Annotated in this window: 22 protein-coding genes; 7 read left to right on the plus strand and 15 right to left on the minus strand. The window is 41.9% G+C overall.

Features of this window, described 5'->3' with window-relative positions:
• The first annotated feature begins 700 nt into the window (after positions 1 to 700).
• Together QFZ80_RS22970 and QFZ80_RS39130 are read left to right on the plus strand one after the other, a co-directional pair.
• The gene (locus QFZ80_RS22970) at positions 701 to 1177 is read left to right on the plus strand and encodes a YqeG family HAD IIIA-type phosphatase (protein WP_307553814.1); all 477 of its coding nucleotides are present in this window, start codon (positions 701 to 703) and stop codon (positions 1175 to 1177) included.
• A gap of 209 nt (positions 1178 to 1386) precedes the next feature.
• Positions 1387 to 1617: a winged helix-turn-helix domain-containing protein gene (locus QFZ80_RS39130; protein WP_373460430.1), complete on the plus strand. Its 231-nt coding sequence runs from the start codon at positions 1387 to 1389 to the stop codon at positions 1615 to 1617.
• Positions 1618 to 1718: 101 nt separating this feature from the next.
• Here QFZ80_RS39130 and QFZ80_RS22975 read toward each other — a convergent pair whose 3' ends face one another.
• On the minus strand, positions 1719 to 2246 hold the full coding sequence (locus QFZ80_RS22975) for a P-loop nucleotide/nucleoside kinase family protein (protein WP_307553813.1): 528 nt from the start codon (positions 2244 to 2246) through the stop codon (positions 1719 to 1721).
• A 754-nt stretch (positions 2247 to 3000) separates the two neighbouring features.
• On the opposite strand from QFZ80_RS22975, the gene QFZ80_RS22980 reads away from it, so the two are divergent.
• The 5 genes from QFZ80_RS22980 to QFZ80_RS23000 all read left to right on the plus strand — a co-directional run bounded on the left by QFZ80_RS22980 (position 3001) and on the right by QFZ80_RS23000 (position 9293).
• Positions 3001 to 3693, plus strand: coding sequence for a response regulator transcription factor (locus QFZ80_RS22980; protein WP_307553811.1), 693 nt, complete (start codon positions 3001 to 3003; stop codon positions 3691 to 3693).
• A gap of 13 nt (positions 3694 to 3706) precedes the next feature.
• Positions 3707 to 4705 carry a sensor histidine kinase gene (locus QFZ80_RS22985; protein ID WP_307553809.1) on the plus strand — a complete coding sequence of 333 codons (999 nt, stop codon included), beginning with the start codon at positions 3707 to 3709 and terminating at the stop codon, positions 4703 to 4705.
• Positions 4706 to 4859: 154 nt separating this feature from the next.
• The gene (locus QFZ80_RS22990) at positions 4860 to 5615 is read left to right on the plus strand and encodes an ABC transporter ATP-binding protein (protein ID WP_307553807.1); all 756 of its coding nucleotides are present in this window, start codon (positions 4860 to 4862) and stop codon (positions 5613 to 5615) included.
• Positions 5605 to 7464, plus strand: coding sequence for an ABC transporter permease (locus QFZ80_RS22995; protein WP_307553806.1), 1860 nt, complete (start codon positions 5605 to 5607; stop codon positions 7462 to 7464). Before QFZ80_RS22990 ends, QFZ80_RS22995 begins: the two co-directional genes overlap by 11 nt.
• 215 nt (positions 7465 to 7679) lie before the next feature.
• A complete protein-coding gene (locus QFZ80_RS23000; RefSeq protein WP_307561235.1) occupies positions 7680 to 9293 on the plus strand; it encodes a UDP-N-acetylmuramoyl-L-alanyl-D-glutamate--2,6-diaminopimelate ligase in 1614 nt (537 codons plus the stop codon).
• A gap of 203 nt (positions 9294 to 9496) precedes the next feature.
• Here QFZ80_RS23000 and QFZ80_RS23005 read toward each other — a convergent pair whose 3' ends face one another.
• From QFZ80_RS23005 to QFZ80_RS23070, 14 genes are all read right to left on the minus strand, one after another.
• Positions 9497 to 10054, minus strand: a complete 558-nt coding sequence (locus QFZ80_RS23005; RefSeq protein WP_047675026.1) for a helix-turn-helix domain-containing protein — start codon at positions 10052 to 10054, stop codon at positions 9497 to 9499.
• A gap of 85 nt (positions 10055 to 10139) precedes the next feature.
• Positions 10140 to 11078, minus strand: coding sequence for a hypothetical protein (locus QFZ80_RS23010; RefSeq protein ID WP_307561237.1), 939 nt, complete (start codon positions 11076 to 11078; stop codon positions 10140 to 10142).
• Positions 11079 to 11168: 90 nt separating this feature from the next.
• Positions 11169 to 11999, minus strand: coding sequence for a phosphoenolpyruvate hydrolase family protein (locus QFZ80_RS23015; RefSeq protein WP_307553799.1), 831 nt, complete (start codon positions 11997 to 11999; stop codon positions 11169 to 11171).
• Positions 12000 to 12007: 8 nt separating this feature from the next.
• Entirely contained in the window at positions 12008 to 13237 is a 1230-nt protein-coding gene (locus QFZ80_RS23020) for a Tm-1-like ATP-binding domain-containing protein (protein WP_307561239.1), read from the minus strand.
• Between the two features lie 28 nt (positions 13238 to 13265).
• The gene (locus tag QFZ80_RS23025; protein ID WP_307553795.1) at positions 13266 to 14021 is read right to left on the minus strand and encodes a sugar phosphate isomerase/epimerase family protein; all 756 of its coding nucleotides are present in this window, start codon (positions 14019 to 14021) and stop codon (positions 13266 to 13268) included.
• Positions 14022 to 14252: 231 nt separating this feature from the next.
• A complete protein-coding gene (locus QFZ80_RS23030; protein WP_307561241.1) occupies positions 14253 to 14666 on the minus strand; it encodes a sulfite exporter TauE/SafE family protein in 414 nt (137 codons plus the stop codon).
• Positions 14667 to 14668: 2 nt separating this feature from the next.
• Positions 14669 to 15031: a cupin domain-containing protein gene (locus tag QFZ80_RS23035; protein ID WP_188175657.1), complete on the minus strand. Its 363-nt coding sequence runs from the start codon at positions 15029 to 15031 to the stop codon at positions 14669 to 14671.
• A gap of 23 nt (positions 15032 to 15054) precedes the next feature.
• Complete coding sequence (locus tag QFZ80_RS23040; RefSeq protein ID WP_307553791.1) at positions 15055 to 16563, minus strand: extracellular solute-binding protein; 1509 nt, start codon at positions 16561 to 16563, stop codon at positions 15055 to 15057.
• A gap of 34 nt (positions 16564 to 16597) precedes the next feature.
• On the minus strand, positions 16598 to 17479 hold the full coding sequence (locus QFZ80_RS23045) for a carbohydrate ABC transporter permease (RefSeq protein ID WP_307553789.1): 882 nt from the start codon (positions 17477 to 17479) through the stop codon (positions 16598 to 16600).
• Between the two features lie 18 nt (positions 17480 to 17497).
• Positions 17498 to 18421: an ABC transporter permease gene (locus QFZ80_RS23050; RefSeq protein ID WP_307556022.1), complete on the minus strand. Its 924-nt coding sequence runs from the start codon at positions 18419 to 18421 to the stop codon at positions 17498 to 17500.
• A gap of 100 nt (positions 18422 to 18521) precedes the next feature.
• Entirely contained in the window at positions 18522 to 19517 is a 996-nt protein-coding gene (locus tag QFZ80_RS23055; protein ID WP_307561243.1) for a Gfo/Idh/MocA family protein, read from the minus strand.
• A 572-nt stretch (positions 19518 to 20089) separates the two neighbouring features.
• Positions 20090 to 20980 (minus strand): carbohydrate ABC transporter permease, encoded by an 891-nt coding sequence (locus tag QFZ80_RS23060; protein ID WP_373460143.1) that lies wholly within the window; start codon positions 20978 to 20980, stop codon positions 20090 to 20092.
• Between the two features lie 25 nt (positions 20981 to 21005).
• Complete coding sequence (locus QFZ80_RS23065) at positions 21006 to 21863, minus strand: ABC transporter permease (protein ID WP_307556020.1); 858 nt, start codon at positions 21861 to 21863, stop codon at positions 21006 to 21008.
• A gap of 177 nt (positions 21864 to 22040) precedes the next feature.
• Positions 22041 to 23672, minus strand: a complete 1632-nt coding sequence (locus QFZ80_RS23070; protein WP_307561245.1) for an extracellular solute-binding protein — start codon at positions 23670 to 23672, stop codon at positions 22041 to 22043.
• Between the last annotated feature and the right edge of the window lie 140 nt (positions 23673 to 23812).

Consider the following 23812-nt stretch of genomic DNA (forward strand, 5'->3'; position numbering starts at 1 on the left):
TCTTCAGGGGTCAATTCAGATGAGTCCAACCACATTCCGATTCGAGGTGTTTCATTTCGCAACAGACTATCCAATCCTTCAACAGTCCAAACACCATATCCTTTTTTAATACGGGCAGATTCCCTTAGTGTGACAACTGACGAATTTGGACAAAGAACCACCACATAAAAAGGTCGGCTTTGGATATAGGATATAAAATCATTCAACATTGGTCCAACCACGACGTCTTGAACTACTACTGTAAAGCCTGCTTGAAAATAGGTATTCGCGGACTGTACGGCAAGCCGATATCGTAGACGTAATTGCTAGGACTTTCTGTCAACATTGAGTCATCGCTTCTTTCTTCTTTTACCAAATATTATAAGGGTAATAAACCAACTGATTTAAGGGTGAGTTTAAATAAATTTGATTATTCCGCTCTTCTGCCTGTGAGGTGAATAAAGGCAGCCGATTCGTTCTGGACGGCTGCCAACGTATCATTATTAGCTATCGTTTTCCGTTAGCTGAATCAACAATGGTAGTAGCAATCACAAATAATGTTTTCACCAACTAGGCATCGGCATCAAGTCCGGCCCTTCTGTACTTACTTAATAGCAATTTCAGGATCTGACGGAAAAAGGTATTAAAAGTGAAGGTAAAGGAAAACTATACACGACTTGGACCAGCTTTTGTTTGTAATTAAATATAACGGAGGAAGCTTATGCCTATTTTCAAGCCTTCACAAACTGTGCGATCAATTTATGACATAGACGGAGACAAGCTGCTGCGAGCAGGAATTAAAGGAATAATATTTAACTGGAGTAATACATTAATTCCGAAGAATTCTGTTTCTGCATCGGATTCGATGAAGAAATGGTTGAAAGACTTTAAGTCCCGATATTCGATAAAGTTAATTATTGTCTCAAACAGTAAGCCTCCTGCTCAAGGAACCGAGCTGGTTAATGAGATTCCGGCTTTGTTCGAAGCGAGTAAACCGAAGAAAAAAGCATTTATGGCTGCTTTGGATATACTCGGGACCCGAAAAAATGAGACAGCCGTTATTGGCAATGGTATTATTACTGATTTATGGGGTGGAAATCGACTAGGGATGTATACGATTTTTGTTTCTCATTCATGGACAAAATTCCGATTTATTGGTGCAATTAAACGGTTAATGGTAAAAGTACTTCGAGTGTAAAGGATACAATGAAGTGGAATACTCCTTACTGTAAGGCTGGTCAATTGACCGGCCTTTTTACGTAGTACAGGGGCTACTAATGCCTAGCCTGCAAAACGTGGGATTTCAACAACCGACATTCCTGCGATATGTTAAGGAGTCGAACGGTCTTTTGGAATTAATCATCCCCATAAATTGGATAACAGGAGGAAATTAAAGACAAGACTTCGATTCTTACAAGAAAAGAAGCTAACTTGCTCAAAAGTTTGATTCAGATAAACCCTAAGATTGTTAACAGAAACTATCTTCTGGAAAAGATGTGGGATCACTCCGATTTCGTTGAAGAAAACACCCTTAACGTAAATGTCACAATGTTAAGAAAAAAACTGCAAGACCTTGACATTGATAATGGGATCGAAACGAACAGAGGCAAGGGCTACAAATTAAACAAGAACTGGTAGGATGTGATGGCAATGCGCTTGTTTTTAATCTCGATGGCTGCCTTCGTGTCATTAATGAGCAAAACGTAATCCGTTACCTCAATTGTCACAAAATAATTTTCTCACTTCAAGTGTATCCGAAATCTGGAATTATTAATGATTTCCTCAGCAAGTTCATCCGGCTGCTTACGATCGGTATCCAGCAGAAATGGCTCATTGGTCGGCGATGCCATCAACTTGTTCCGAAGGAAGAGCGAACGGTGGATATATTGTGCATCTCCTCGCTGATGGAGTCGAGCGGTAAGGGTGTTCGGTTCCGCGTGCAGCACAACATAGTGTAGCGTCGCCTCGAGGTCCGATAGTTGGTCAAAGAACCATTGCAGTTCATCTTCGACGACGAAATCGATAACCACGTCTAGCCCGTCCAGGAGAAAATTCCGCGTCACCGCAGCAATATTAAGCCAAGCCAGTCGGAGTCGTTCCTCCCAGGTCGGCTCGGTCTCCCCTCGGTAAACATGGAGAAGCAGATCACCTTCAATCAACACACATTGGTTCATCGTGTTGGCCAGAGTCTTGGAGACGGTTGATTTCCCTACACCAAGTGGACCAGAGATAAGATAGACGGTTACTGATTTTTTGGTGAAATGCATATGGATAATCCCCTCCCCCGTTAGCGTATTCATTCAAATGATATCTCTTTGTCTAAAATTATGTCTTTAGGCGGAGACTCCATTGGATGAGCATGTGGAATCAATCTGAATTTTAACTTCTCTATACTATCGGGCAGACGCGGAATAACCATAAAACTCAGTTGCGTATGTCCACCGCTAAAATCATCGATAGCGGACTTTTTCATGATGGGCAGGACATTAAGTAATTTGCCAGGTCCGTTGGGTAAAGTGGGGGGCCTCCTTAATATCCTTAGGTATCATTATATCTAATTTGCAAGATTGTACCAAATAATGGTGCTTTCCCCCCAGTCATTGGAACTAACCTGCCCAATAGCTGAGAAGGCTACCCGTTCTATGCTGTGGCAGCCTTCCCTTGATGTTTATTTAGCTATAGTTTCCCGTTAGCCATCCATGCAGCGCAAACGCTGAACCATAGATGATGAAAATGTTTAGAAATCCGTCAATACTGCTACTATGGCTGGGAGAGGAAGGTCGATGAACTAAGTGCCTTAGAGTCCATCCATTAGTCTGACTCCAACGACCACGGTGCATCACAGATTGTCGCTCCCTTTTTGGGAAGCATTCATGGTAAATCAAAATTTTAAAATGGATGGGTGGAAAAAGGCAGGATCTTAAGATTGTTAAGTCGATTGGTTAAAATGATAAAATGGAGTGACATTGTTTTACAAGTAATCAAATATCAGTGTTCCTAAACTTGGAGGCGACGTTTGTTATGAAATATACGATTTATATTATTGAAGATGATCTATCAATAAGTCGTCTACTTAAAGAACATATTGAAAAATATGGACTTTCAGCAACAGTTGCGGAAAACTTTGAAAGCATAATGGAAGAATTTCATCTCCTCAAACCTCATCTCGTCCTGCTAGATGTTAATTTGCCTAAGTTTGATGGATTTTATTGGTGTAGGAGGATACGGGAAACATCCAAGGTTCCTATACTTTTTATATCCGCTAGAGAGAGCGGGATAGATCAAGTGAGAGCTCTTGAAAACGGTGCGGATGACTATATTACGAAACCATTCTCTTACGAGGTAGTGATGGCCAAAATAAACAGCCATATTAGACGGGTCTTTGGAGATTATGCCCATGCTATAGGCGAGCGGGTAATCGAATGGGAAGGATTAAAATTATACCCGGAAAGATTAGATCTGGAGTTTCAAGGAAAGACTGCCATTCTGACTAAAAAAGAAGCAATTTTGCTCGAAAGTCTGATTCAGACTTACCCTAAGGTGGTTAACCGAAACTATCTCTTGGAACAAATGTGGGATCACTCCGATTTTGTTGAAGAAAACACGCTCAACGTAAATGTCACAAGGCTAAGAAAAAAACTGCAAGACCTTGATATTGAGAATGGGGTCGAAACGATAAGAGGCATGGGCTACAAATTAAACAAGAGCTGGTAGGAGGTGATGTCATATGAGTTTATTTTTAAAGGAGCACAAGAGTTATATCGTTATTTATTATTTTTCCGTGAGTTTAACCACTTTTTATTGTTTCCTTGCGAGCGATTTTACTTTTTTAGATGTTTTATACGCTTTCTTATTCAATTCTTTTATTCTTCTTGTTTTTTTAGGCTGGAAATATGTTAATACTAAAAACGTCTATGTATTACTAGATAGTAACTTCGATGCCATCGAGGAATCCTCCTTGGATCAAGGTGATTCCTTTTGGGGCCACCATATATCTGCTCTATTAAAGCAGCAATACCGATTATACGAAAGGAACATGCAGCAAATCAACAAAAACCATCAAGAGCATTTAACCTTTATCAATCAATGGGTGCATCAAATGAAAACACCGCTTTCGGTCATCCGGCTTCAGCTTGAAGCCCACGCAGGCGAACCTTATGCGCACGGTATGAGCGAAGAGGTTTATAAAATGGAAAAGGGCCTGAATATGGCCTTATATTATGCGCGGATCGATGCTTTTGAAAGAGACTTTGTTATCGAAAGGATACGCTTGAAGCCGTTAATTTTGGACAGCATCAGCCAAGAAAAAAAGCTGTTCATTAAAAATCATATGTTGCCTAAAGCAGACGTCGACGACACCATTGAGGTTTACACCGATGTAAAATGGATAAAATTTGTAATCGAGCAATTGATAACAAACGGCATCAAATATTCCAAGGGAAAAGGAAAATATTTGACTGTTTCCGCCTATAAAACAGAAGATCATACTGTGCTGGAAGTCGTAGATGAGGGCATTGGCATACATCCTAAGGATATTAGGAGAGTCTTTCATCCTTTCTTTACCGGTGAAAACGGAAGAATCTTGGGAGAATCTACGGGAATGGGTCTGTATCTTGCAAAAAAGATATGCGAAAACTTAAATCATAAGATTTATATTCAATCCGAAGTGAACCGAGGTACAAAAGTCAGTATTCTGTTTGAACATATCCAAACGGATCATAACTAATACCATCAAGAACGTGCCTTATTCCTAATGCATGTTCTTTTTGCTTACTTCCAACCTTACAACAATGTAAGAATCGAGTAAGAAAGATGAATCGCTTAAAGGGATGTGACGAAGTATTGTGTATATGAAAGCCAAATAAAAAGGAGTCGTTGTAATGGAAATGTTAAAAGTCAGCCATTTAAGTAAAACCTACGGCAAAGAAGTGATGTATCATGCTTTAAATCAAATAAGCTTTTCCATTGAACCTGGAGAATTTGTCGGAGTGATGGGACCATCGGGCAGCGGCAAGACTACGTTGTTAAATATGATCTCTACGGTCGATCAACCCACAACAGGAGACATTCTGATTAAAGGTCTCAATCCGTTACATTTTAAGGGAGATAAACTAGCTCTCTTTAGACGCAGGGAGCTTGGTTTTGTATTTCAAGATTTTAACTTGCTCGATACTTTAACCATTGGAGAGAATGTGGTTTTGCCCCTTACCTTGGATGGGATCTCGGTTACAGAGCAGGATAGAAGACTGCACAGAATCGCCAAAACTCTGCGCATAGAGCATCTGCTGGACAAAAGAACCTATGAAGTCTCCGGAGGCGAAGCTCAAAGAGCGGCTATTGCCAGAGCCATCATTCATAATCCCTCTCTCCTCTTGGCAGATGAACCAACCGGAAATTTGGACTCCAAAACAGCAAGAACCGTCATGGAACTTTTTGAGAAGATCAATAAAGAACAGCAGCTGACCACGATTATGGTGACGCATGACCCTGTGGCAGCCAGTTATTGCGGCCGGATCATATTTATTAAAGACGGCACCATCTATAATGAAATTCATAGCGGAGGGAGCAGGCTGCTGTTCTATCAACAGATCATCGATGTACTTTCGCTTTTAGGAGGAGCTGCTCATGGAGTTTAAACAGTTTGCGACGAGAAATGTCCTGCGCAACGGAAAGGCCTATTTCGCTTATTTCTTAAGTACAATTATATCCGTTACCTTATTTTTCTCTCTGACCACGTTTATTCTTCACCCCGATAAAGGAACATTCAAATCCTATATCAAGGTATCCCTTTTGGGTGCGGAAATGATTGCCTATTTATTTTTGTTTTTCTTTGTCTTTTATTCGATCAGTGTATTATTAAAAAAGAGGTATAAGGAATTCGGCATCCTATATATGCTAGGCACATCGAGGAGGCAGCTTCTCAAGATGATCTCCATTGAAAATATGATCATCAGTGTCGCGGCAACAATCGGCGGCATCGTTACGGGTCTGGTGTTCTCAAAACTATTTTTGACGATCATCGAGAAGCTGCTGAGGCTTCCTTCCTTGCCGTTTTATTTTCCGATAAAAGCGATTCTTATTACGCTTGTATGCTTCTTGCTGCTCGGCATGTTCGTCTCATTATTCACATCATGGATCGTAAAGGAAAAAGATATCTTACGTCTGCTTAAAGCAACGAAGGCCCCTAAGCCCGCTCCTAAATTTTCTCAACTTATTGCGGTTTTTGGCTTCCTTCTACTAATTGCCGGATATGCATTATCATTTGTTCCAATAAAAGGAAATCTAGGGAATTTTATTTTATTTATTATAGGCATGGTCGTCATAGCTACTTATTTGTTATTTTCGCAGTTCAGCGTTTTTGCGATCGCTTTATTAAAAAAGAACAGGTCCTATTATTTAAGAAACACCAATCTGATCTGGGTATCCAATTTGTTCTATCGAATACGGGACAATGCCAGGATGTTTTTCATCATTACCATCACATCTACAGCTGCTGTAATATTGAGCGGCGCCTCCTATGCCTTTTGGACGAATACATTAAATGATATAGAAGAGCGACATCCGCTGGCTTTTACTTATCAAATTTTCGGTAAAAATCCTTCCGCCGCTGAGGAGATCCGATTTATTGAAGATCAGTTAAAGAAAAACCATTTTCCATATGAAAAAATAGTTGTAGACATTAAATATCTTATCCAAGAGGACGGGTCTGGTTTACCCTTAATGAAAGCAAGCGTTTATAATCAATTCGCCAAGCAATTAAACTTGAAAACCGTGTCTATCCGTGAACAAGAAGCGATTATAATCGTACCCCCCGAGGAAAACGACGGCATAAACCGCCTAGCGATTGAAGGAAATAGCATCCGAATAACAGAAGAAATACGTGCGAAGCTATTGCATGATCAATTTTATGCGATATATGTCGTTGACGATCGGCTATTTGATCGCATTGAAGCCACAGAAGAATCCCAGCCTCAGTATGAGTTTCATGTCAAGGATTGGTCCGGCACTTATGTCGTCTATGACGAATATGAGAAGAAATATGGAGATAATCAGACTTCGCTATTTTTGTCCAAATCCCATATTTATGAAACTGAAAAAAGAGCATACGGCACGATTATGTTCTTATCGATATTCTTAGGCATCATCTTCTTCGTGGCTTCAGGAAGCTTTATCTACAACAAATTTTACATGGATCAGGAAACCGATAAACAGAAATATAAGCAATTGCATAAAATCGGTGTAACGTTTAAAGAAATAAAAAAAGTTGTTTCGATCGAAATTGGCGTATTGTTCTTGTTTCCGTACATCGTGGCAACCATGCATTCCGCCGTTGCTTTAGGAGCTCTGCAAAGGCTATTTAAAATAGAAGTCGGCGCAGCAGCGGTTACCGTTATGGGCATCTTCTTGCTCCTTCAGATCGTTTATTTCTTGTTCATTAGAAGGAATTATTTGAATGTGATAAAAAAGCATCTAACCTTTAGCTGAGTCAGATTTATATTAAAAGGCATCCATTAGGAGTAATTGGATGCCTTTTTTTGCTGCTTGGTTTTATTTTAGTACTTTGATGATGAATCTATTAAATTAGAGCTGAGAAGATAAAGCCTCGCGTCAAATAAGCCCCCGCTGTCCATATAATATTATGAATTATTTTCAACTAATTGCAAAACATATACATGGATACATTATAAGGGGGGACCTCGTTGAAGCTCACTGCTCTATTAGAACGGTTATTTGTAAAGCAAATAAAAGGCGACACTACTAATATAGAAATTACAAATATCGCAATCGACTCTCGAAAAATAAAACCTGACGGATTATTTATTTGTTTGACGGGAACTCAAATGGATGGGCATCAGTTTATCACTGAAGCGATTTCCAATGGAGCTATTTCGATATTAGTAGAAATTGAAGTGAAATGTCCTCCTGGTGTTACGCTTATTCATGTCCCAGATACCAGGAGAGCGATGGCAATTATATCTGATTATTATTATGGTCAATGTTCGAATCCGTTAAAGCTGATTGGTATTACAGGCACGAATGGAAAAACAACTACAACCCATTTAATTGAAAAAATGTTATCGGACAACGGAAAAAAAGCCGGACTTATCGGTACTCTGTATACGAAAGTTGGCGATTTTGTTGAAAAAACAGTTAATACAACGCCAGAAGCGATTGAAATTCAAAGATATTTTAACATGATGTTAGAGTTAAAAGCCCAGTATGCCGTCCTTGAAGTATCCTCTCATTCTCTGGAAATGGGGAGGGTTAGAGGCTGTAACTTTAAAACAGCTGTTTTTACAAATTTAACGCACGATCATTTGGATTATCATCAAACCTTAGAAAATTATCTTGATGCTAAATCTTTGCTTTTTTCCCAAATGGGAAATACTTACACAGATGAACCTAAATTTGCAGTATTAAATGCCGATGACCCTGCTTCTAAAAATTTGGCTAAAAAATCAGCTGTTCAAGTCTTAACTTACGGAATTGAAGCTAAAGCAGATGTGCAAGCAAGAGATATCGAATTAAGAACAGAAGGCACCTTTTTGACTGTTGATACTTTAATAGGAAGTATGACAATCCATTTGAAACTTCTCGGGAAATTTAATGTATATAATGCGCTTGCAGCAATATCCGTAGGAATTGTTGAACATATTCCATTAGAGGGTATTAAAAATAGCTTGGAAGCATTTCATGGGGTTGATGGAAGATTCCAACCCGTATTTGCCGGACAAAATTTTTCATTAATCGTGGATTACGCTCACAATCCGAACGGATTAGAAAATGTATTAAAAACTGCAAGAGAACTTACTAAGGGGAAATTGTATTGTGTTGTAGGTTGCGAAGGTGATCGGGATAAGTTTAAACGTCCTATTATGGGTAATATTGCAGTTACTTATTCGGATAAAGCTATTTTCACATCGGATAACCCACGCTCGGAAAACCCAAATACCATTATCAATGACATACTTGAAGGCCTTAGGTCAAACAACATATCAGAAGACCGTTACATTACGATTCCGGATCGAAGAGAAGCCATTCGAAAAGCAATTGAATTCGCCACGGATGCAAACGATTGTATTATTATTGCAGGAAAGGGCCACGAAACACATCAGATCATTAAAAATGAACATATTCCATTTAACGATATTGAAGTTGCTGTGGAATTGATATGTACAATGTGCCCGTCAACCGGGTATGAGCATGCTGAAGCAATAAGGGGTGGCCGTCATATGACAACCCCGCCTAACAAAGAAAGACACCTCCTCCACCCTGCTATAAAAAAGCGTTCACCCAGTAGAGTGAACGCCTAATTACTTCAAAACATTATTGTCTACTTCAAAACATTATTGTCTACTTCAAGACTTTATTTGTTACTTCAAAATAATATTTTTGAAGTGCAAAAAACCAGCACATCTTCACGGATTGAATGCCCATGTTTCTTACAAAAGTCACTGTCCTCAATATTGATCTGCACCTAATCCAATACGTCTTCCGATGGTTGCATGGCTCAAGGCTACATCTTAGTACCCAACTTGGATTGGGTAAACACAGCTACATACTTTACTTCGCTCGTAATTGGACTTATGGTATGCTTTTCTATCGAATCGAAATACAGACTGTCTCCCGGACCCAAGGTATATTCTACGTTTCCGACTTTATATTTCATTTGGCCCTCGAGAATAAATATAAACTCTTCCCCATTGTGACTGAAAATATGTCTGCTGTCATGTTCATCTTTCCTTGAGACAAATAGAAACGGCTGCATAAGCTTGTCTCCGCGCTCAACGGCAAATGCGAAAAAGGAATAGCCTTTTTCCGTTTTCACTAATTTGGATTGGCTTTTTTCTTTTGTTGTATGAATCGTGCCTGATTGCTGTTGATCATCCAAAAGAATTGAGACTGTAGTTCCTAATGCGTCGGCGATCTTGATCAGGGTTGAAATAGGCGGCATCGTCTTCCCGTTTTCTATTTTGGACAACAAGCTTTTAGAAAACCCGCAAATATCGGCAATCTCTGTCAAATTCCAATTTTGTTCTTTCCGCAGCTTCTTAATTTTATCCCCAAGTTGCATCTTCAGAGATCTCCTATTTCATATTGTTCAACTATGTTTATCATAACGATACACTGTGTAATCGTCAACAGGAGGAGTTTATTCACTATAACAGCAATCTATCTAAACCGATGGCACTTATCATCATCCGTTCTTTCTTGTTTCCTAATAACTGTTGGGGCCAATCAACGATTCCCCCGTCTCCTATCTTGAGTACTTGTCCATTGATAGTTGCAATAATGGTAAACTGTAGTCCTTTGTAGTATTGATTTTCAGTATTCGTTGAGCCTTCGGATGTAACGACATGCATCGATTTCTCTTCTCCGTATAGCAATATCCTTTGAACTAGCCCTTCAGAATCCTTATATCCACTACGAACGCTAAGTACAACTTCCAAATCTGAACGAAACAACGTTTGGAAAATGTCTTTATAAACGTTAATGTGCTCCCAAAATGATTGCTTTTCAAAGGAGTAAGATCCCTTATCTTTACCGGATGTAACCATACAAAACAATTGAAAATGGGATAATATTCCTGGGACTTTATGAGTATTTTGTGCCCTTACATGTCTATGAGTCGTGCAAAATCTAATAAAATCATCTTCATTGTTCAATTTTCCTGACTTTAAGCAATCGCTGATATGTAAGGCTAAGAGGTTTGTAGCATCCGCAACTACTTCCGTACCTCTCAGCGCTGATATGATCTTATTTTGGTCCACCGCAGCTACTATTGAACAAGAACCCAAAGGCGCTACAGGCGACATTTGCAAAGGAATATATGAGTGATTTTGAGCTATTTTCAGTGTATCTAGTTCTAGTTGTTTTAACTCTATTGGATTAACTCTTGCTGCTTGCACAAATGTGTTTGCTTCGTATCTTCTTAGTAAGTCGCTGGCAGATGATTTCTTTGTTTTTCTTCTAAATGCTTCGAGTAACAGAGTATTTAAATCTGACCCAGGAATTTGTTCAATTAATAAGTCCACTATGTTTTCAATGCCTAAATCACGAACTATTCTGTTTAATTTACTTTGTTCTTCAAGATTCATCGAATACCCTCCTTAACCAAATTGTCCACTTAAATTACAAAAATCGCCCCATAAAGTATATAGGACGACGATTCCGGGTATGTCTACCCATTATTTTTTGCTTAAACTTTTAAATTTTTTCACCTGCTCGGTGATCGCTATTTCAGTAGGAAGCCGTTCTACGCTGGATGCTCCGAAAAATCCGGCAATCCCTTTGGTTTTGCTAAGAACGTAGTCTACGTCCTCCGGCTCCGAGATCGGACCGCCATGACAGATAACCAGTATATCCGGATTCACGCTTTTCCCGGCATCATAGATGCGCTGAACGAGGTCAGCCGATTCATCGAGCGATAATGCCGTCTTCGCTCCTATGCTTCCTTTGGTCGTCAGACCAACATGCGCAACAAGCACATCCGCTCCAGCCCTAGCCATTACGATGGCATCCTCTTCGTTGAAAACGTATGGAGTAGTCAATAAATCCAATTCATGAGCTTTACGGATCATCTCCACTTCCAAGCTATATCCCATCCCGGTTTCTTCTAAATTTTGCCGGAACGTCCCGTCGATCAGACCTACCGTCGGGAAGTTTTGAACGCCGGAGAAGCCCATTTCTTTCAACTGCTTCAAATAGACATCCATCAGACGGAACGGATCTGTGCCGCAAACCCCTGCCAGCACAGGTGTATCCTCGACAATAGGAAGAACCTCGCCTCCCATTTCAACTACGATTTGGTTGGCATCTCCATACGGCATCAATCCGGCTAATGAACCTCGGCCTGCCATCCGGTACCTGCCCGAATTATAGATGATGATCATATCTACACCGCCCGCTTCAGCACATTTTGCCGATAAACCTGTTCCAGCCCCAGCGCCAACGATGAAAAGGCCTTGTTCCACTTGAGAACGCAATCGGTTTACTATTTCTTGTCTCGGTATCGCCATCGTTTAATCTACCCTTCTTTCTTATGTTCCAACAACTTGAGTAAATGCTCTGCAATCACGTCTGCGACTGCAGGACCATTGATGTCTTGTTCCATTTCAATCATAGGAATGTCTGAACGAAGGTGCTGCTTGATTCCTTCGTACAGGGCGCATCGCTCTTCCTTTCCTTCAAATGCCTTTCCTGCTATGTCCAGCAAGGAAACTCCGGCTTTCGGGAACACGACGATGGTCGGTGCTGTGCCTTTATTCAACTTATCAGCCAAAATCCGTCCCAATTCGCGGTTCTCTGAAACCGTCGTTCTCATCAATGTTGTGGTCGGGTTATGCTGGTAAAAGATTCGCTCTTTGAATGGTGCCGGGACGGTGTCTGGAGGCCCGAAATTGACCATATCGAGCGCTCCCACCGAGACAACCTGCGGAATTCCGGCAGCACCCGCAGCTTCTAGACGGTTAGGTCCGGCACTAAAAATGCCGCCGACCAACTCATCGGCTAATTCTGTGGTAGTAATGTCAGCAACACCCTTAATATAACCGGCCTTGATCAACTCCTCCATCGCAAGGCCGCCTGTTCCGGTCGCATGGAATACAAGCAGATCGTAGCCCTTCTTCTCCAGGATTTCCCTCACGCGGGTCGCGCATGGCGTTGTCACTCCGAACATTGTGATGCCCAGCGTGACTTTCTCATCCGCTGTCTCCTGCTCCAACCCTGTGTGCCGAATCATCCCGGCTAATGCATAGGCAGCATTGCTTAATATTCGCCGGGACAGTCGGTTAATGCCGGCGATGTCTACAACGGAGTACATCATCATAATGTCCTTTACGCCCACATAGGGCCTTGTATTCCCAGATGCAACGGTAGAAACAAGCAGCTTCGGCACGCCGATAGGAAGAGCCTGCATGGCTGAAGCAGCTACCGTTGTTCCTGCAGTCCCGCCCATCCCTAACATACCGCCGACTATCCCCTTCTTCTCTAATTGAACCGCGATATTTGCTGCACCTTGGGTCATAACAGCAACAGCTGTTCCACGGTCGTTCTGCGTTCGCAGTTCCTCTATGCTGGATCCTCCTGCTCTTGCTACTTCATCTGCGGAGACATCCGGCTCGAACAAAGGATCTCCCAGCACGCCGGTATCGATAACAAAGGTATCCGTTCCACACGCTTGCAGCGCATCTTTCACGAATTGAAATTCGAGCCCTTTCGTATCCAAAGCTCCAATTAATATGGCTTTTTTCCCCACGACTCCAGCTCCTTCAAGGATCTGCACTTTACTTCATTGCGTTGCACATATACGTATAACAAGCCTTCATGCCCTCAAGCACTTCGCCGCCGCTTTCTTCATCTGCCGACATCCAGCCTTTATAGTTAATCGCTTTAATCGCTCCGAAAATCGGTTTGAAATCGATGGCTCCTTCACCGAGTACTTTCCAATCCCCTTGCTCAAAGTCCTTGAGATGAAAGTTATCGATCACGTGGCCAAAGCTGCGGATCAACTCAGCTACGTCGTGGACGCCAGACTTCACCAAATGCGCAGTATCCACGGTCAAACCGATGGATTGATCTTGGATCCGGTCAAAGAAGATATCAAAATCTTCACGGTACATTACCGGATTGTTGTGATGATGGTGCAGGGAAAGCTTCACGCCGTACTGCTGCTGTGCTTCAAGGCCCAATTCCGAAAACGCATCCCCATACCCACGAATATCCTCAGATGTAACTTCAGCTCTGGGAACCCCATGGCAGTATACGACTAGATCCGTACCGATTCCGGAGGCAAACCGAAATACGTTCCTAAGCTGCTGGGTGCCCGCCTCATCCAATCTCCCGCCTGTAATGAGCGCCGAGCCCACCCCCGGTAATTGCCCCCATGCTTCCTTGAATCTTTCTGGCTCGTTAAGATAGGGGCTATATTGCGGGCCTTTCAGTTGCAGTCCGTCATAGCCAACCGCTCTATATTGTTGAAAAAGAAGCGTCTGTTCCTCCACTGTGGAAGTGGGTCTGGAAAAAGCCAACTTTATACTCATAATTGTTTCTCCTCATATATCATTTAAAATGAACTAAGCTTTCCCCTAGCAGTTTCAAGGCTCCAATAGCCCCAAGTGACAGTATAAGCCGTTGAAAATAAACTTGCGGAATTAACGGCAGCAATTTAATACCCGCCCGCATAAGCGCCAATAGCAATTAGCGGTATCGTCCAAGCATTAAACAACAAAGATTGGGATGTAATCATTCCTAATTGAATGTAGAATGGCACTTTAATGAGATTCACAAGCAGAAAGAACCATGCGCCTGTTCCGACAAACTCCTGCCGAGTCTTTGATAACTTGAAGCAGGATGATGCCAAATATTAGGGATCCCAACAGGAGCTTTAATTGATCATTACCCGTTTTCAGCAAAACGAAATAGCCGCCAATTACGCCCAATAACACCCATGGAATCAGTCTAATTAAATGCTTCCATATCACATTTTTGCGGTAATAGGCAACCGCCATTAAATCCCCGGCAATCAGCATAGGCAGTAAGATACCTACTGACAGCTTTGCCGGAAAAATAACAGTCATGAGCATGGCATTAAAAATTCCCATTGTGGAAACGCCCGTCTTCGCAAAACCGACGCAAACCCCCACGATAACGATGATGACGATTTGCCAATTGCTCAAATCAAACATGTTTATTCGCCAATGGTCTGGCGGTCTGGTGCTGAGTACGTGATAATCATACGGCACGGCTCCCAACTTGTCGTGGTTGCATTATGGGGCACATTGCGTGGAATTCGCAACATCATGCCCGGTTCCAGATGAAAGGTTTCGTCTCCCAGAGTATGGTCGCATTCTCCGGATAGTATAAAGATGATTTCTTCGCAGTTCGGATGCACATGTCTGGGATTCGATTGACCCGCGTTAATATAAACCATACCAAAGGTCATTTCGCTGTCCGGATCTATTTCTTGGCCGCAAAGCCATTGAATCTTTCCCCAATCCATATCCAATACACGTGCCTTGTCTTGCTTTCTCAAATCCGTAATGGTAGCCATACACTCGTTCTCCTTTTTTATGTTTACTTAGATGCCAAACGTTCTTTATACGACGCATTCATTTCTTGAATAATCTTCTGATAGTTGGCGTCTTGCTTAAGTTCGGCAACTAATTTATCCCATGCGTCGATATTGGATTTGCCCATAATGACCTGTGTTTTCATGTCATTGATTTTCTTGGTGAAGTCAGAACCAACCTTCAGGTTCGTTTCTGAAACCAATCCGACGGCAGAATTAGGCAGGCTGATTTTGGATTTGGCATCGATGATTTTCTTATTTCGTTCGAATACATCCTTCGGCATACCAGGCGCAAACGCATACATATAGGGATCGTACTTCATGAAAAGCTTGCCGAACGCACCAGGGCCCAAACTGTCTTTAACGCCTTGATCATTAGTAACATAAAATCCGTCTTCTTTTTTATGATGCACGCCTTCAATTCCATAATTGGATAATACGTGACCTTCCGCCGAAGCGCCGAAATCGAGCAGGGACAATATTTTTTTCACCTTCGCTTCGGAAACGGATTTCGGGATGGCCGCCACGCCGATCATGCCTGAACCCTGTCCAGTGAATTGCCCTTGTGAAGCTGCTACAGAAACTAAGGGCTCCCACGTAACTTTGGGATCTCTCTTCCATTGGTCGTAAGTCCAGCGCCATAACGCTTCAATCGTCTCAGTTGTCATCCCGGCGCGCCCGCTAGTCGCCAAATCCCAGTATTGATTGTCCTTCATGACTGCAAAATCCGGAGGAATAAGCCCTTCGTCAAACAGCCGCTTCTTGAAAAGAAGAGCTTCCCGCATCGTCGGCTCCAGGGTCACGTCGACTAATTTGCCGTTAACGACCTTCCATTTCCCATTGGAGCCATTATAGATGTTGTCGATGATATCGTTTCCACGCATCGTATACCCATACGTGTCCTTTTTTCCGTCCGGTTCTTTTTCTTTGAATGTTTTCATGACTGTATACAATTCATCCATCGTTGTCGGCATTTTTAAGCCTAATTTATCCAGCCAATCCCGGCGAATCGCTAGCCCCCCGACTTCTAAGGGTCTTACGATAGGAACAACATAGTTTTTACCGTTTATTTTGGTGTTGTCCCAAATTTGCTTAGGTGATTCCATTAAATGTTTATATTCTTTAAGAAACGGCGTGAGGTCCCAGAAGGCGCCCTGTTTGACCATCGTCTGAAACTGCGGAATCGAAGTCGTATCCGGCAGCTTGATGAGATCGGGAAGATCCCCCGAAGCGAGCAAAACATTCAGCTTGTCGTTAAACACACCATCAGAAATCCAGGTGATATTCAGTTTAGTATTCGTCTTTTTTTCAAATTCCTTCGTCACCGGATTATCTGGTCCTGGCGGCTGTGCAATCGAGAAATTGCTTAAGATATTGAGGGTGACGGGCGCCTCCATCTTGCTTGCCTCCGGCTTCGTGTCTGTCCCTCCTTGACTGCCGGAACATGCTGCAGTGAATAGCGCTACAATCGAAAGCAAAGCAGCAGATGCCTGTTTCTTTGAGCCTTTCATCATACCCAAAACCCCCTTAATAAGTATAAAGTTACGATCAGCCTTTAACTGAACCTAACAAAACGCCTTTGGCGAAATGTTTTTGTAGAAATGGATAAACGATTAATATCGGAACAGAAGCGATGACAACTGCCGCCATCTTGATCGTCTGTATTGGAATTTGCTGTTCCGAGATCATTTCGACAGCTGCCGCCCCACCTGTTGACGTTTCCGAATCGATCAGCATGTTCCGTAATACAATTTGCAAAGGTACTTTGGCAAAGTCATTAATATACAGAACGGCGTTAAAAAATGTGTTCCAATAACCGACCGCGTAAAACAGACCGAATGCAGCCAGTGCAGGTGCGGATAGAGGGAGAACGATGCGGAAGAAGGTGCCCAAATCGTTGCAGCCGTCAATCAATGCTGCATCTTCCAGTTCTGCCGGTATGCTGTCAAAGAAGCTTTTCATTAAGATAACATTCCAGCCACTAATTAATACGGGTATGATCAGCGCCCATACGCTGTTGATCAGCCCTAATTCACGCACCACAATATAATTGGGAATAATGCCAGCATTAAATAAGATGGTCAGCAAAACCATCAGCATGATGATTCTTCTTCCCCTTAACCTTTTACGCGACATCCCAAACGCCATAGCTGCTGTAAAGATTAAGCTTAATCCAGTCCCGACAGTTGCCAGAAATGTACTAACAGCGGTTGCATTTTTAAATGCTGGAGTAGCTAACAAATACTTGTAGGCGGCTAGGGTCCAATTCTGGGGGAAAAGCACAAATCCGTTTTTTTGCAAATATTCTTGTGAATCTGTGAAAGAGACTATAAATACGTAGTATAGTGGAAATAAAGTAACAAACCCGATCAAAGCTAATACAACGATGTTCAATAGATCAAAAACACGACCACCCACGCTTACTTTCATCTTCCGACACCCCCAGACTTAATAGACCCCATCCTCACCAATCCGTTTGGCAAGCCTGTTCGCCAATACGACAAGTATGAGTCCTACCACTGATTTAAATAACCCGACCGCCGTGCTATAACTGAATTGACCTTGTTGTATCCCGTTTCGGTAAACATACGTTTCAAATACGTCCGCAACTCGTGCCACTGCCCCATTCGACATCAAAAACACTTGTTCGAAACCGACATCCATGATGTGCCCCAGCCTCAGGATCAACAAGATCAGTATGACACTTCTTATGGCTGGTAAAGTAACATGCCATGTCTGCCTCCAGCGGTTAGCGCCATCGATTTTGGCTGCCTCATATAATTGCGTGTCAACTCCTGTAATGGCGGCTAAAATAATGATCGTTCCCCAGCCCGTTTCTTTCCATATATTTTGCAGGACAAGAAGCCCCCAGAACGTATCCGCATTCGTCAAAAAATCATATTTGCGCAAGCCAATCGCTTCCATCATCAAATTGATGATTCCCGAAGATTGCGACATCAATAAAAACGAGATGCCAGCAATAATGACCCAAGATAAAAAGTGCGGAAGGTACACGACCGATTGAATGACCCTTTTAAACACTTCATTGTTTAGTTCGTTCAGCAGCAATGATAGAATGATCGGCAGCGGGAAGAAGAACATCAGATTCAATAAACTGATCATCATCGTATTGCGAAATAGAAGCATGAAATCCGGGTTTGAAAAGAACCGAACAAAGTGTTCGATTCCAACCCATTCACTTTTCAATACCCCCATATACGGCGAGTATTCTTGAAATGCAATGATGATTCCCCACATGGGAACATATTTAAAAATGATGAAAAAGAGCACGCCTGGCAAAACCAGCAAGTATAGGTATTTGTCACGTCTTAAATCAGACAAGAGAGTACGCCGTTTCTTGTTCTTATCCATAGTGACGGACGATTGCAAAATAGCCGATTGTGTACGCATAATGTTTACCTTCCACTTCAATCAATTTTTTGAAGCGTTAATTAATATGTACAGCACGAGATTATACCATTACACCTTGTTTTAAATGGACGATTCGTTGTTCATTAGCCGATACATAAGCAGCATCGAGAACGGTGATCGTTTTCAGATTGTCTTGGGAACTGTTTGGCGCTTCCACGCCGGTTTCCAAGGAAACGAGCAATTGGTTTAAGCCTTCGTAGGTCGCTACTTCTCTTGAAATATTATTTTCCCAAGTGACTTCAGGATCTTTCCCGCCTTTACGGTATAAGCTTACGGTTCCATGGCCATTGACGATTGTACCGGTTTCCCCGATTACGATTAATTCCGCTTTGTTGTAGGTGGAAGAGAAGCTTTGAACGTAGGTTACTACGGCGTTGTTCTCATAAACAATTTGAACGGTAGCATCGGTTTCCCCTGCGCAATTAATCGCCGATGAGGAACGGTTTTGGCAAACGACGGATACCGCATCGCTTCCAAGAATTTGCCGGAATCCGTCAAACCAGTGAATCCCCATTACCGAAAGTGCATGACGTTCACAATCCAACCGCCAACCACTATCCTGCCTATAATGCAGATTGGAGAAAATAATGGATGTTACCTTGCCGATCAAGCCTTCCGCAACCTTCTCCTTCACTAATTCGAATGGGAAATGACGCCTGAAGTTTTGATTGACGGAAACCGGTACACCGTGCTTTTTGGCCTTCTCTGTAATTTCGGTCGCCTCGGCCAGCGTGTCGGAAAATGGCTTTTCAACGAAAACCGGCAAGCCTGCTTCGATTAGCGGAAATACGATTTGCTTGCGGATGGAAGTAGGTGTACAGACGATAGCCACATCGATACCGCTATTTTGGATAAAGTCTTGCAAATCGGTAAACCGCTGCGGCACACCATATTTATCGGCTTTAGCATGGAGCGCCTCGGGATTTGGATCACATAATGCTGTTATCTCGATTCGCTCCGGATGATCTTTGTACCCCACGAAATGCAATTCGGTAACACCGCCTGCTCCCACAATACCTACTTTGTACTTTTTCATTGTCGCTTCCACTCCTTGATAGTTTGGTTTGATTTTACATTAAAGCTCTGCCTATTACCGAAATAAATACGAATCCTAACCTTCCACACCTCCCTGAAAAAAAGGATTACAATTCCAGATTAATCAACATTATTTACTCAAGTTAAACTTTTTTTCATATAATTCAACTAAGTTGACAAACTAATTGTATAACATGATTTATAATTTTGCAATCGCTTTCTTAATAAAAAATAACCGAAGTTGACATTCAACTTCGGCTTGTACCACTAGGTGATTATCGTGTTTATCCACCATGATAAAGAGGGTGAAGCCAGCTCGGTTTCACCCTCTTTACGTTCATGCGATATTTCTTCTAATCGTCATTGTTGTTGTTATTGTTATCGTTATTGTTATCGCCACATACAATTTTGTTCATTACATGCTAACCCCTTTGAAGATGATTACCGCACTATTTGGAAGCGATTTCTTTTCTGATTTTACAGGAGTGCATTCTCGAAATATACTATGCATATTCGTTTAAATTTCATATAAGAATTGAGTTTTTGTTTCCGAACATCCATCACTCCCCACGCTCAACCTTTTATAGAGCCTATCAATACGCCTTTTTCAAAGTATTTTTGTATAAAAGGATATAGGATTAAAATCGGCAGCGTAGATACGATGATAACACCATACTTGATTTGATCGGCATATCTTTGCGCATAGCCTCCTGCATCGCCGCCAACGCCTGCTCCACTCGCAAACACCTGATTCGATAAAAGAATATCCCTTAAAATGATTTGCAACGGCTGCAGCTCATTTTTTCTTATATAAATTAAAGCCGTGAAGAAATCATTCCAGTGTGCGACCAAGTAGTAAAGGCCGATAACGGATATAAGTGCTTTGGACAAAGGCATAGCCACCTGTATAAAATACTTGAAATGAGAACAACCGTCCATGGCAGCTGCCTCATACAATTCCGATGGCAATGTTTCAAAAAACGTACGTGCAATTATGAGATTGAATACATTAACGGAAAATGGCAAAATGAAAACCCACATCGTGTTTGTCAAGTGCAGCCCTTTCATTAATAAGTAAGTTGGAATTAAGCCACCATTAAAAAACAACGTAATTACGAAGATCAACATTAATGCACGTCTAGCCATAAATTCTTTCCTCGATAGCACATAGGCTGCCGGTAAGGTGAACAGCAAATTTATAAAAGTTCCGAGAAATGTGTATACAAGTGTATTACGATAACCGACCCAAATTCTGGTGTCTTTAAAAATTTCCTGGTATCCAAAAAAACTGATGCCTTTCGGCAGAAATAAGACATGACCGGTTGAAACAAGGGTAGAGTCACTAACAGATGCAATAATGATAAAGTACAACGGATATGCAATGATTAAAAAGATCAAGACACATAGCACAAATAGAATAAGACGGAATATGATTTCATTGCCATTCTTGCTTAATAGACTCAACTCCACTCCCCCCTTCGACATCCAATTACCATAGACTCATATTAGAAAATCTCTTCGAGATGGCGTTCACGGCAATCAAGAAAATAAAATTAATGACCGTATTGAACAAACCAATTGCCGACGAGTAACTGAATTGATTAGATACAATACCGATTTTATATACATAAGTGGCAATAACCTCGGAAACAGGGAGATTTAACGCATTTTGCATTAAAAAGATTTTTTCAAAGCCGGTGCCGAGCACATTCCCCATGCTGAGAATAAACAAAATAATCATCGTTGGAACAATTGCAGGTATATCCACGTAACGTATCGTTTGCCATCTGCTGGCTCCATCAATTTTGGCAGAATCATACAATTGAGGATCGATTGTGGAAAGCGCTGCTAAATAAATAATGCTGTTCCATCCGCAATGCTGCCAAATATCGGAAAGTACATAGACGGGCATGAATGTACTAGTAGATGCAAGCAAATTGATATCGCCCAATCCAACTAACTTCATCAGGTATCCAACAATGCCTGTTTCCGGCGATAATAGGACATTTAGCATCCCAACCAGTACAATGGTCGAAATAAAGTGGGGTAAATACACCGTCGTTTGCAAGATTTGCTTTGCTTTTTTTCTTCTGATCTGATTCAGTATCAATGCCAGAATGATTGGAGCGGGAAACCCGAGAACAATCGACGCCAGACTGATGGTAACCGTATTTTTCATTAAATCCGCAAACAAATAGCTATTCATAAATTGTTTGAAATAATAGAGTCCGCGCCATTCTCCACCTGTGAGCCCTTTGGCAAAATCATAGTCCCGGAAAGCGAGTTGAATGCCGTACATCGGCCCATAATTAAAAATCAGTATGACGGCGATTGCCGGAAAAATCATGATCCACAATTGATGATCGCGTTTGAATGTGCTTACAACGGTCGGTTTTCTAGCTAATCGAATACCGGCAGTATCTTTGCCGATTTCACTTATTTGAGAGCTCATCCAGGCATTCTCCCTTTTAGATAGATGCTATGCCGTCCGCATAGAAAGCATAGCATCTATCATCATGCTATTTTATTTGTTCTTACTCATGAAGCTATCGTAGTATTTTTGCATAATCTCGATATTTTGCTGCAAACCGGCTTTTTGACATTCTTTCACATAAGCATCCCACTGGGCGTCAATGCCGCCTTTCGTAACCCATTGCGCAAATTTGGGATTCGCCAAATTCATGAGGTTCGTGTTGTTCAGGCTTAATGTGTTATTGTCCGCAGTCGAATATTTGATAAACAAGTTAGGGTAGACGTCGGTCTTCGTACTTACACTCAGAGCACCCTTCAACGGTTCGGATTGCGTGAGAACCTCGCTCATATCTTTACCGAGATTCAATTTTAAAGAATCTGCGATATACATAGGTCCGTTATCCGCCATCGTGGACGTCCATTTCCATGTGCCAGGATCCATTTTCGAATCTGTCGGCGGCAATACGCTGTAACTGTCATCTCCATTATCCTTAATATTCGTACCTAATGAGCCGAACAAGACTTGCATGCTGACTTTAGGATCATACAAGTTATTGATGAATTTCATCGCCGCGTCTTTATTCTTCGTTTTCGCCGACATGACTACCATGTTGCTTCCAAAGTTTAGGGAGTTGTAATCATAACTCCAAGATAGTTTAGCGTTAGAATCTGCTGACCTCTTTAATGGGGACATCGACGCATATTGCGGCGCCACCTGGTCTCCGAATCTGTCCGATGCGACCCAACCCCATGTGAAGCCGACTTTCGCCGTATCTCCGGTGCCGCGTGCAATCGACTGGTATTTCGTGTAATCGTGCGTAAATACTTCTGGGTTAATCAACCCTGCTGCGTAGCATTTATTCAAGAATACGACCAAATTTTTAAAACGTTCGTCGATCAGGAAGTTTTTCACTTTCCCGTTTTCCACATAATAGCCTTGGCCGCTTCCATCGGATAATGTAATGCCCTCACTTCCCAGTAGAACAGCAGGATTGAAATATCCGCCGATACCTCCCGGCCAGTCCATGGGGATCTCATCTTTTAAATCGCCGTTGCCATTAGCATCTTTTTCTTTAAATGCGACCAGTACGTTATATAATTCATCCCACGTAGTCGGCATTTTTAATCCTAGATTGTCCAACCATTTTTTATTAATAAATTGTCTTGTAGCAGAAGCAGGCCAAAAACGTTGGTATTTGGGTAAACCGTAAATTTTCCCGTCAGGCTGCGTGGCAATGATTTTTGTTTCGGGTTTAGCATTAAACATCATTTGCACATTCGGAGCGTTTTTGTTGACCAAATCGGACAAATCTTGGAACAGGCCTTGAAATTGCGCAAAATCGGCGTCTGTAATGACATTAGCACCAACAAATAAATCCGGAACATCACCGCTGGCAAGCATGGTACCTTTTTTCTGTCCCCAGTCTGCCGTAATCTCTTGCCACTTGATTTCTACGCCTGCTTCTTCTTCCGCTTTTTTCAGCCATTCCATTTCTGCAAGCGGTTTCGTAAGCGGGTGTTTGACCATTATGCCCGTTAATTTTACTTTCGTACCGCTTTTACCTGCATTCCCCGAACCAGTGTCACTAGTTCCTTCAGTTTTGGAGCTGGATTCGCTGCAGCCTGCCATTACTACAGCAGAAACCATAAACAATGATAGTACAACTGCTAATTTTTTACGCATTGCCGTCATCACCCCTCAAAAGTATTGGTTATGCACAATCCTTGCCGATTCCACCTTAACTTTAATCTTCGTTCGAGGAAGCGTAAACGATCAGTTTTTGATGAATCCCCATTTTTTGAAAACGCTTAACAACAGTATTG

It is taken from the genome of Paenibacillus sp. V4I7 (genome assembly GCF_030817275.1).
GTDB lineage: Bacteria > Bacillota > Bacilli > Paenibacillales > NBRC-103111 > Paenibacillus_E.

What these genes read in the sequence shown, in the direction of transcription:
- QFZ80_RS22970 (WP_307553814.1), top strand. Translation starts at nt 701, where the DNA reads ATGCCTATTTTCAAGCCTTCACAAACTGTGCGATCAATTTATGACATA.
- QFZ80_RS22975 (WP_307553813.1), bottom strand. Translation starts at nt 2,246, where the DNA reads ATGCATTTCACCAAAAAATCAGTAACCGTCTATCTTATCTCTGGTCCA.
- QFZ80_RS22980 (WP_307553811.1), top strand. Translation starts at nt 3,001, where the DNA reads ATGAAATATACGATTTATATTATTGAAGATGATCTATCAATAAGTCGT.
- QFZ80_RS22985 (WP_307553809.1), top strand. Translation starts at nt 3,707, where the DNA reads ATGAGTTTATTTTTAAAGGAGCACAAGAGTTATATCGTTATTTATTAT.
- QFZ80_RS22990 (WP_307553807.1), top strand. Translation starts at nt 4,860, where the DNA reads ATGGAAATGTTAAAAGTCAGCCATTTAAGTAAAACCTACGGCAAAGAA.
- QFZ80_RS22995 (WP_307553806.1), top strand. Translation starts at nt 5,605, where the DNA reads ATGGAGTTTAAACAGTTTGCGACGAGAAATGTCCTGCGCAACGGAAAG.
- QFZ80_RS23005 (WP_047675026.1), bottom strand. Translation starts at nt 10,054, where the DNA reads ATGCAACTTGGGGATAAAATTAAGAAGCTGCGGAAAGAACAAAATTGG.
- QFZ80_RS23010 (WP_307561237.1), bottom strand. Translation starts at nt 11,078, where the DNA reads ATGAATCTTGAAGAACAAAGTAAATTAAACAGAATAGTTCGTGATTTA.
- QFZ80_RS23015 (WP_307553799.1), bottom strand. Translation starts at nt 11,999, where the DNA reads ATGGCGATACCGAGACAAGAAATAGTAAACCGATTGCGTTCTCAAGTG.
- QFZ80_RS23025 (WP_307553795.1), bottom strand. Translation starts at nt 14,021, where the DNA reads ATGAGTATAAAGTTGGCTTTTTCCAGACCCACTTCCACAGTGGAGGAA.
- QFZ80_RS23030 (WP_307561241.1), bottom strand. Translation starts at nt 14,666, where the DNA reads ATGTTTGATTTGAGCAATTGGCAAATCGTCATCATCGTTATCGTGGGG.
- QFZ80_RS23035 (WP_188175657.1), bottom strand. Translation starts at nt 15,031, where the DNA reads ATGGCTACCATTACGGATTTGAGAAAGCAAGACAAGGCACGTGTATTG.
- QFZ80_RS23040 (WP_307553791.1), bottom strand. Translation starts at nt 16,563, where the DNA reads ATGATGAAAGGCTCAAAGAAACAGGCATCTGCTGCTTTGCTTTCGATT.
- QFZ80_RS23045 (WP_307553789.1), bottom strand. Translation starts at nt 17,479, where the DNA reads ATGAAAGTAAGCGTGGGTGGTCGTGTTTTTGATCTATTGAACATCGTT.
- QFZ80_RS23050 (WP_307556022.1), bottom strand. Translation starts at nt 18,421, where the DNA reads ATGGATAAGAACAAGAAACGGCGTACTCTCTTGTCTGATTTAAGACGT.
- QFZ80_RS23055 (WP_307561243.1), bottom strand. Translation starts at nt 19,517, where the DNA reads ATGAAAAAGTACAAAGTAGGTATTGTGGGAGCAGGCGGTGTTACCGAA.
- QFZ80_RS23065 (WP_307556020.1), bottom strand. Translation starts at nt 21,863, where the DNA reads ATGATTTTTCCGGCAATCGCCGTCATACTGATTTTTAATTATGGGCCG.
- QFZ80_RS23070 (WP_307561245.1), bottom strand. Translation starts at nt 23,672, where the DNA reads ATGCGTAAAAAATTAGCAGTTGTACTATCATTGTTTATGGTTTCTGCT.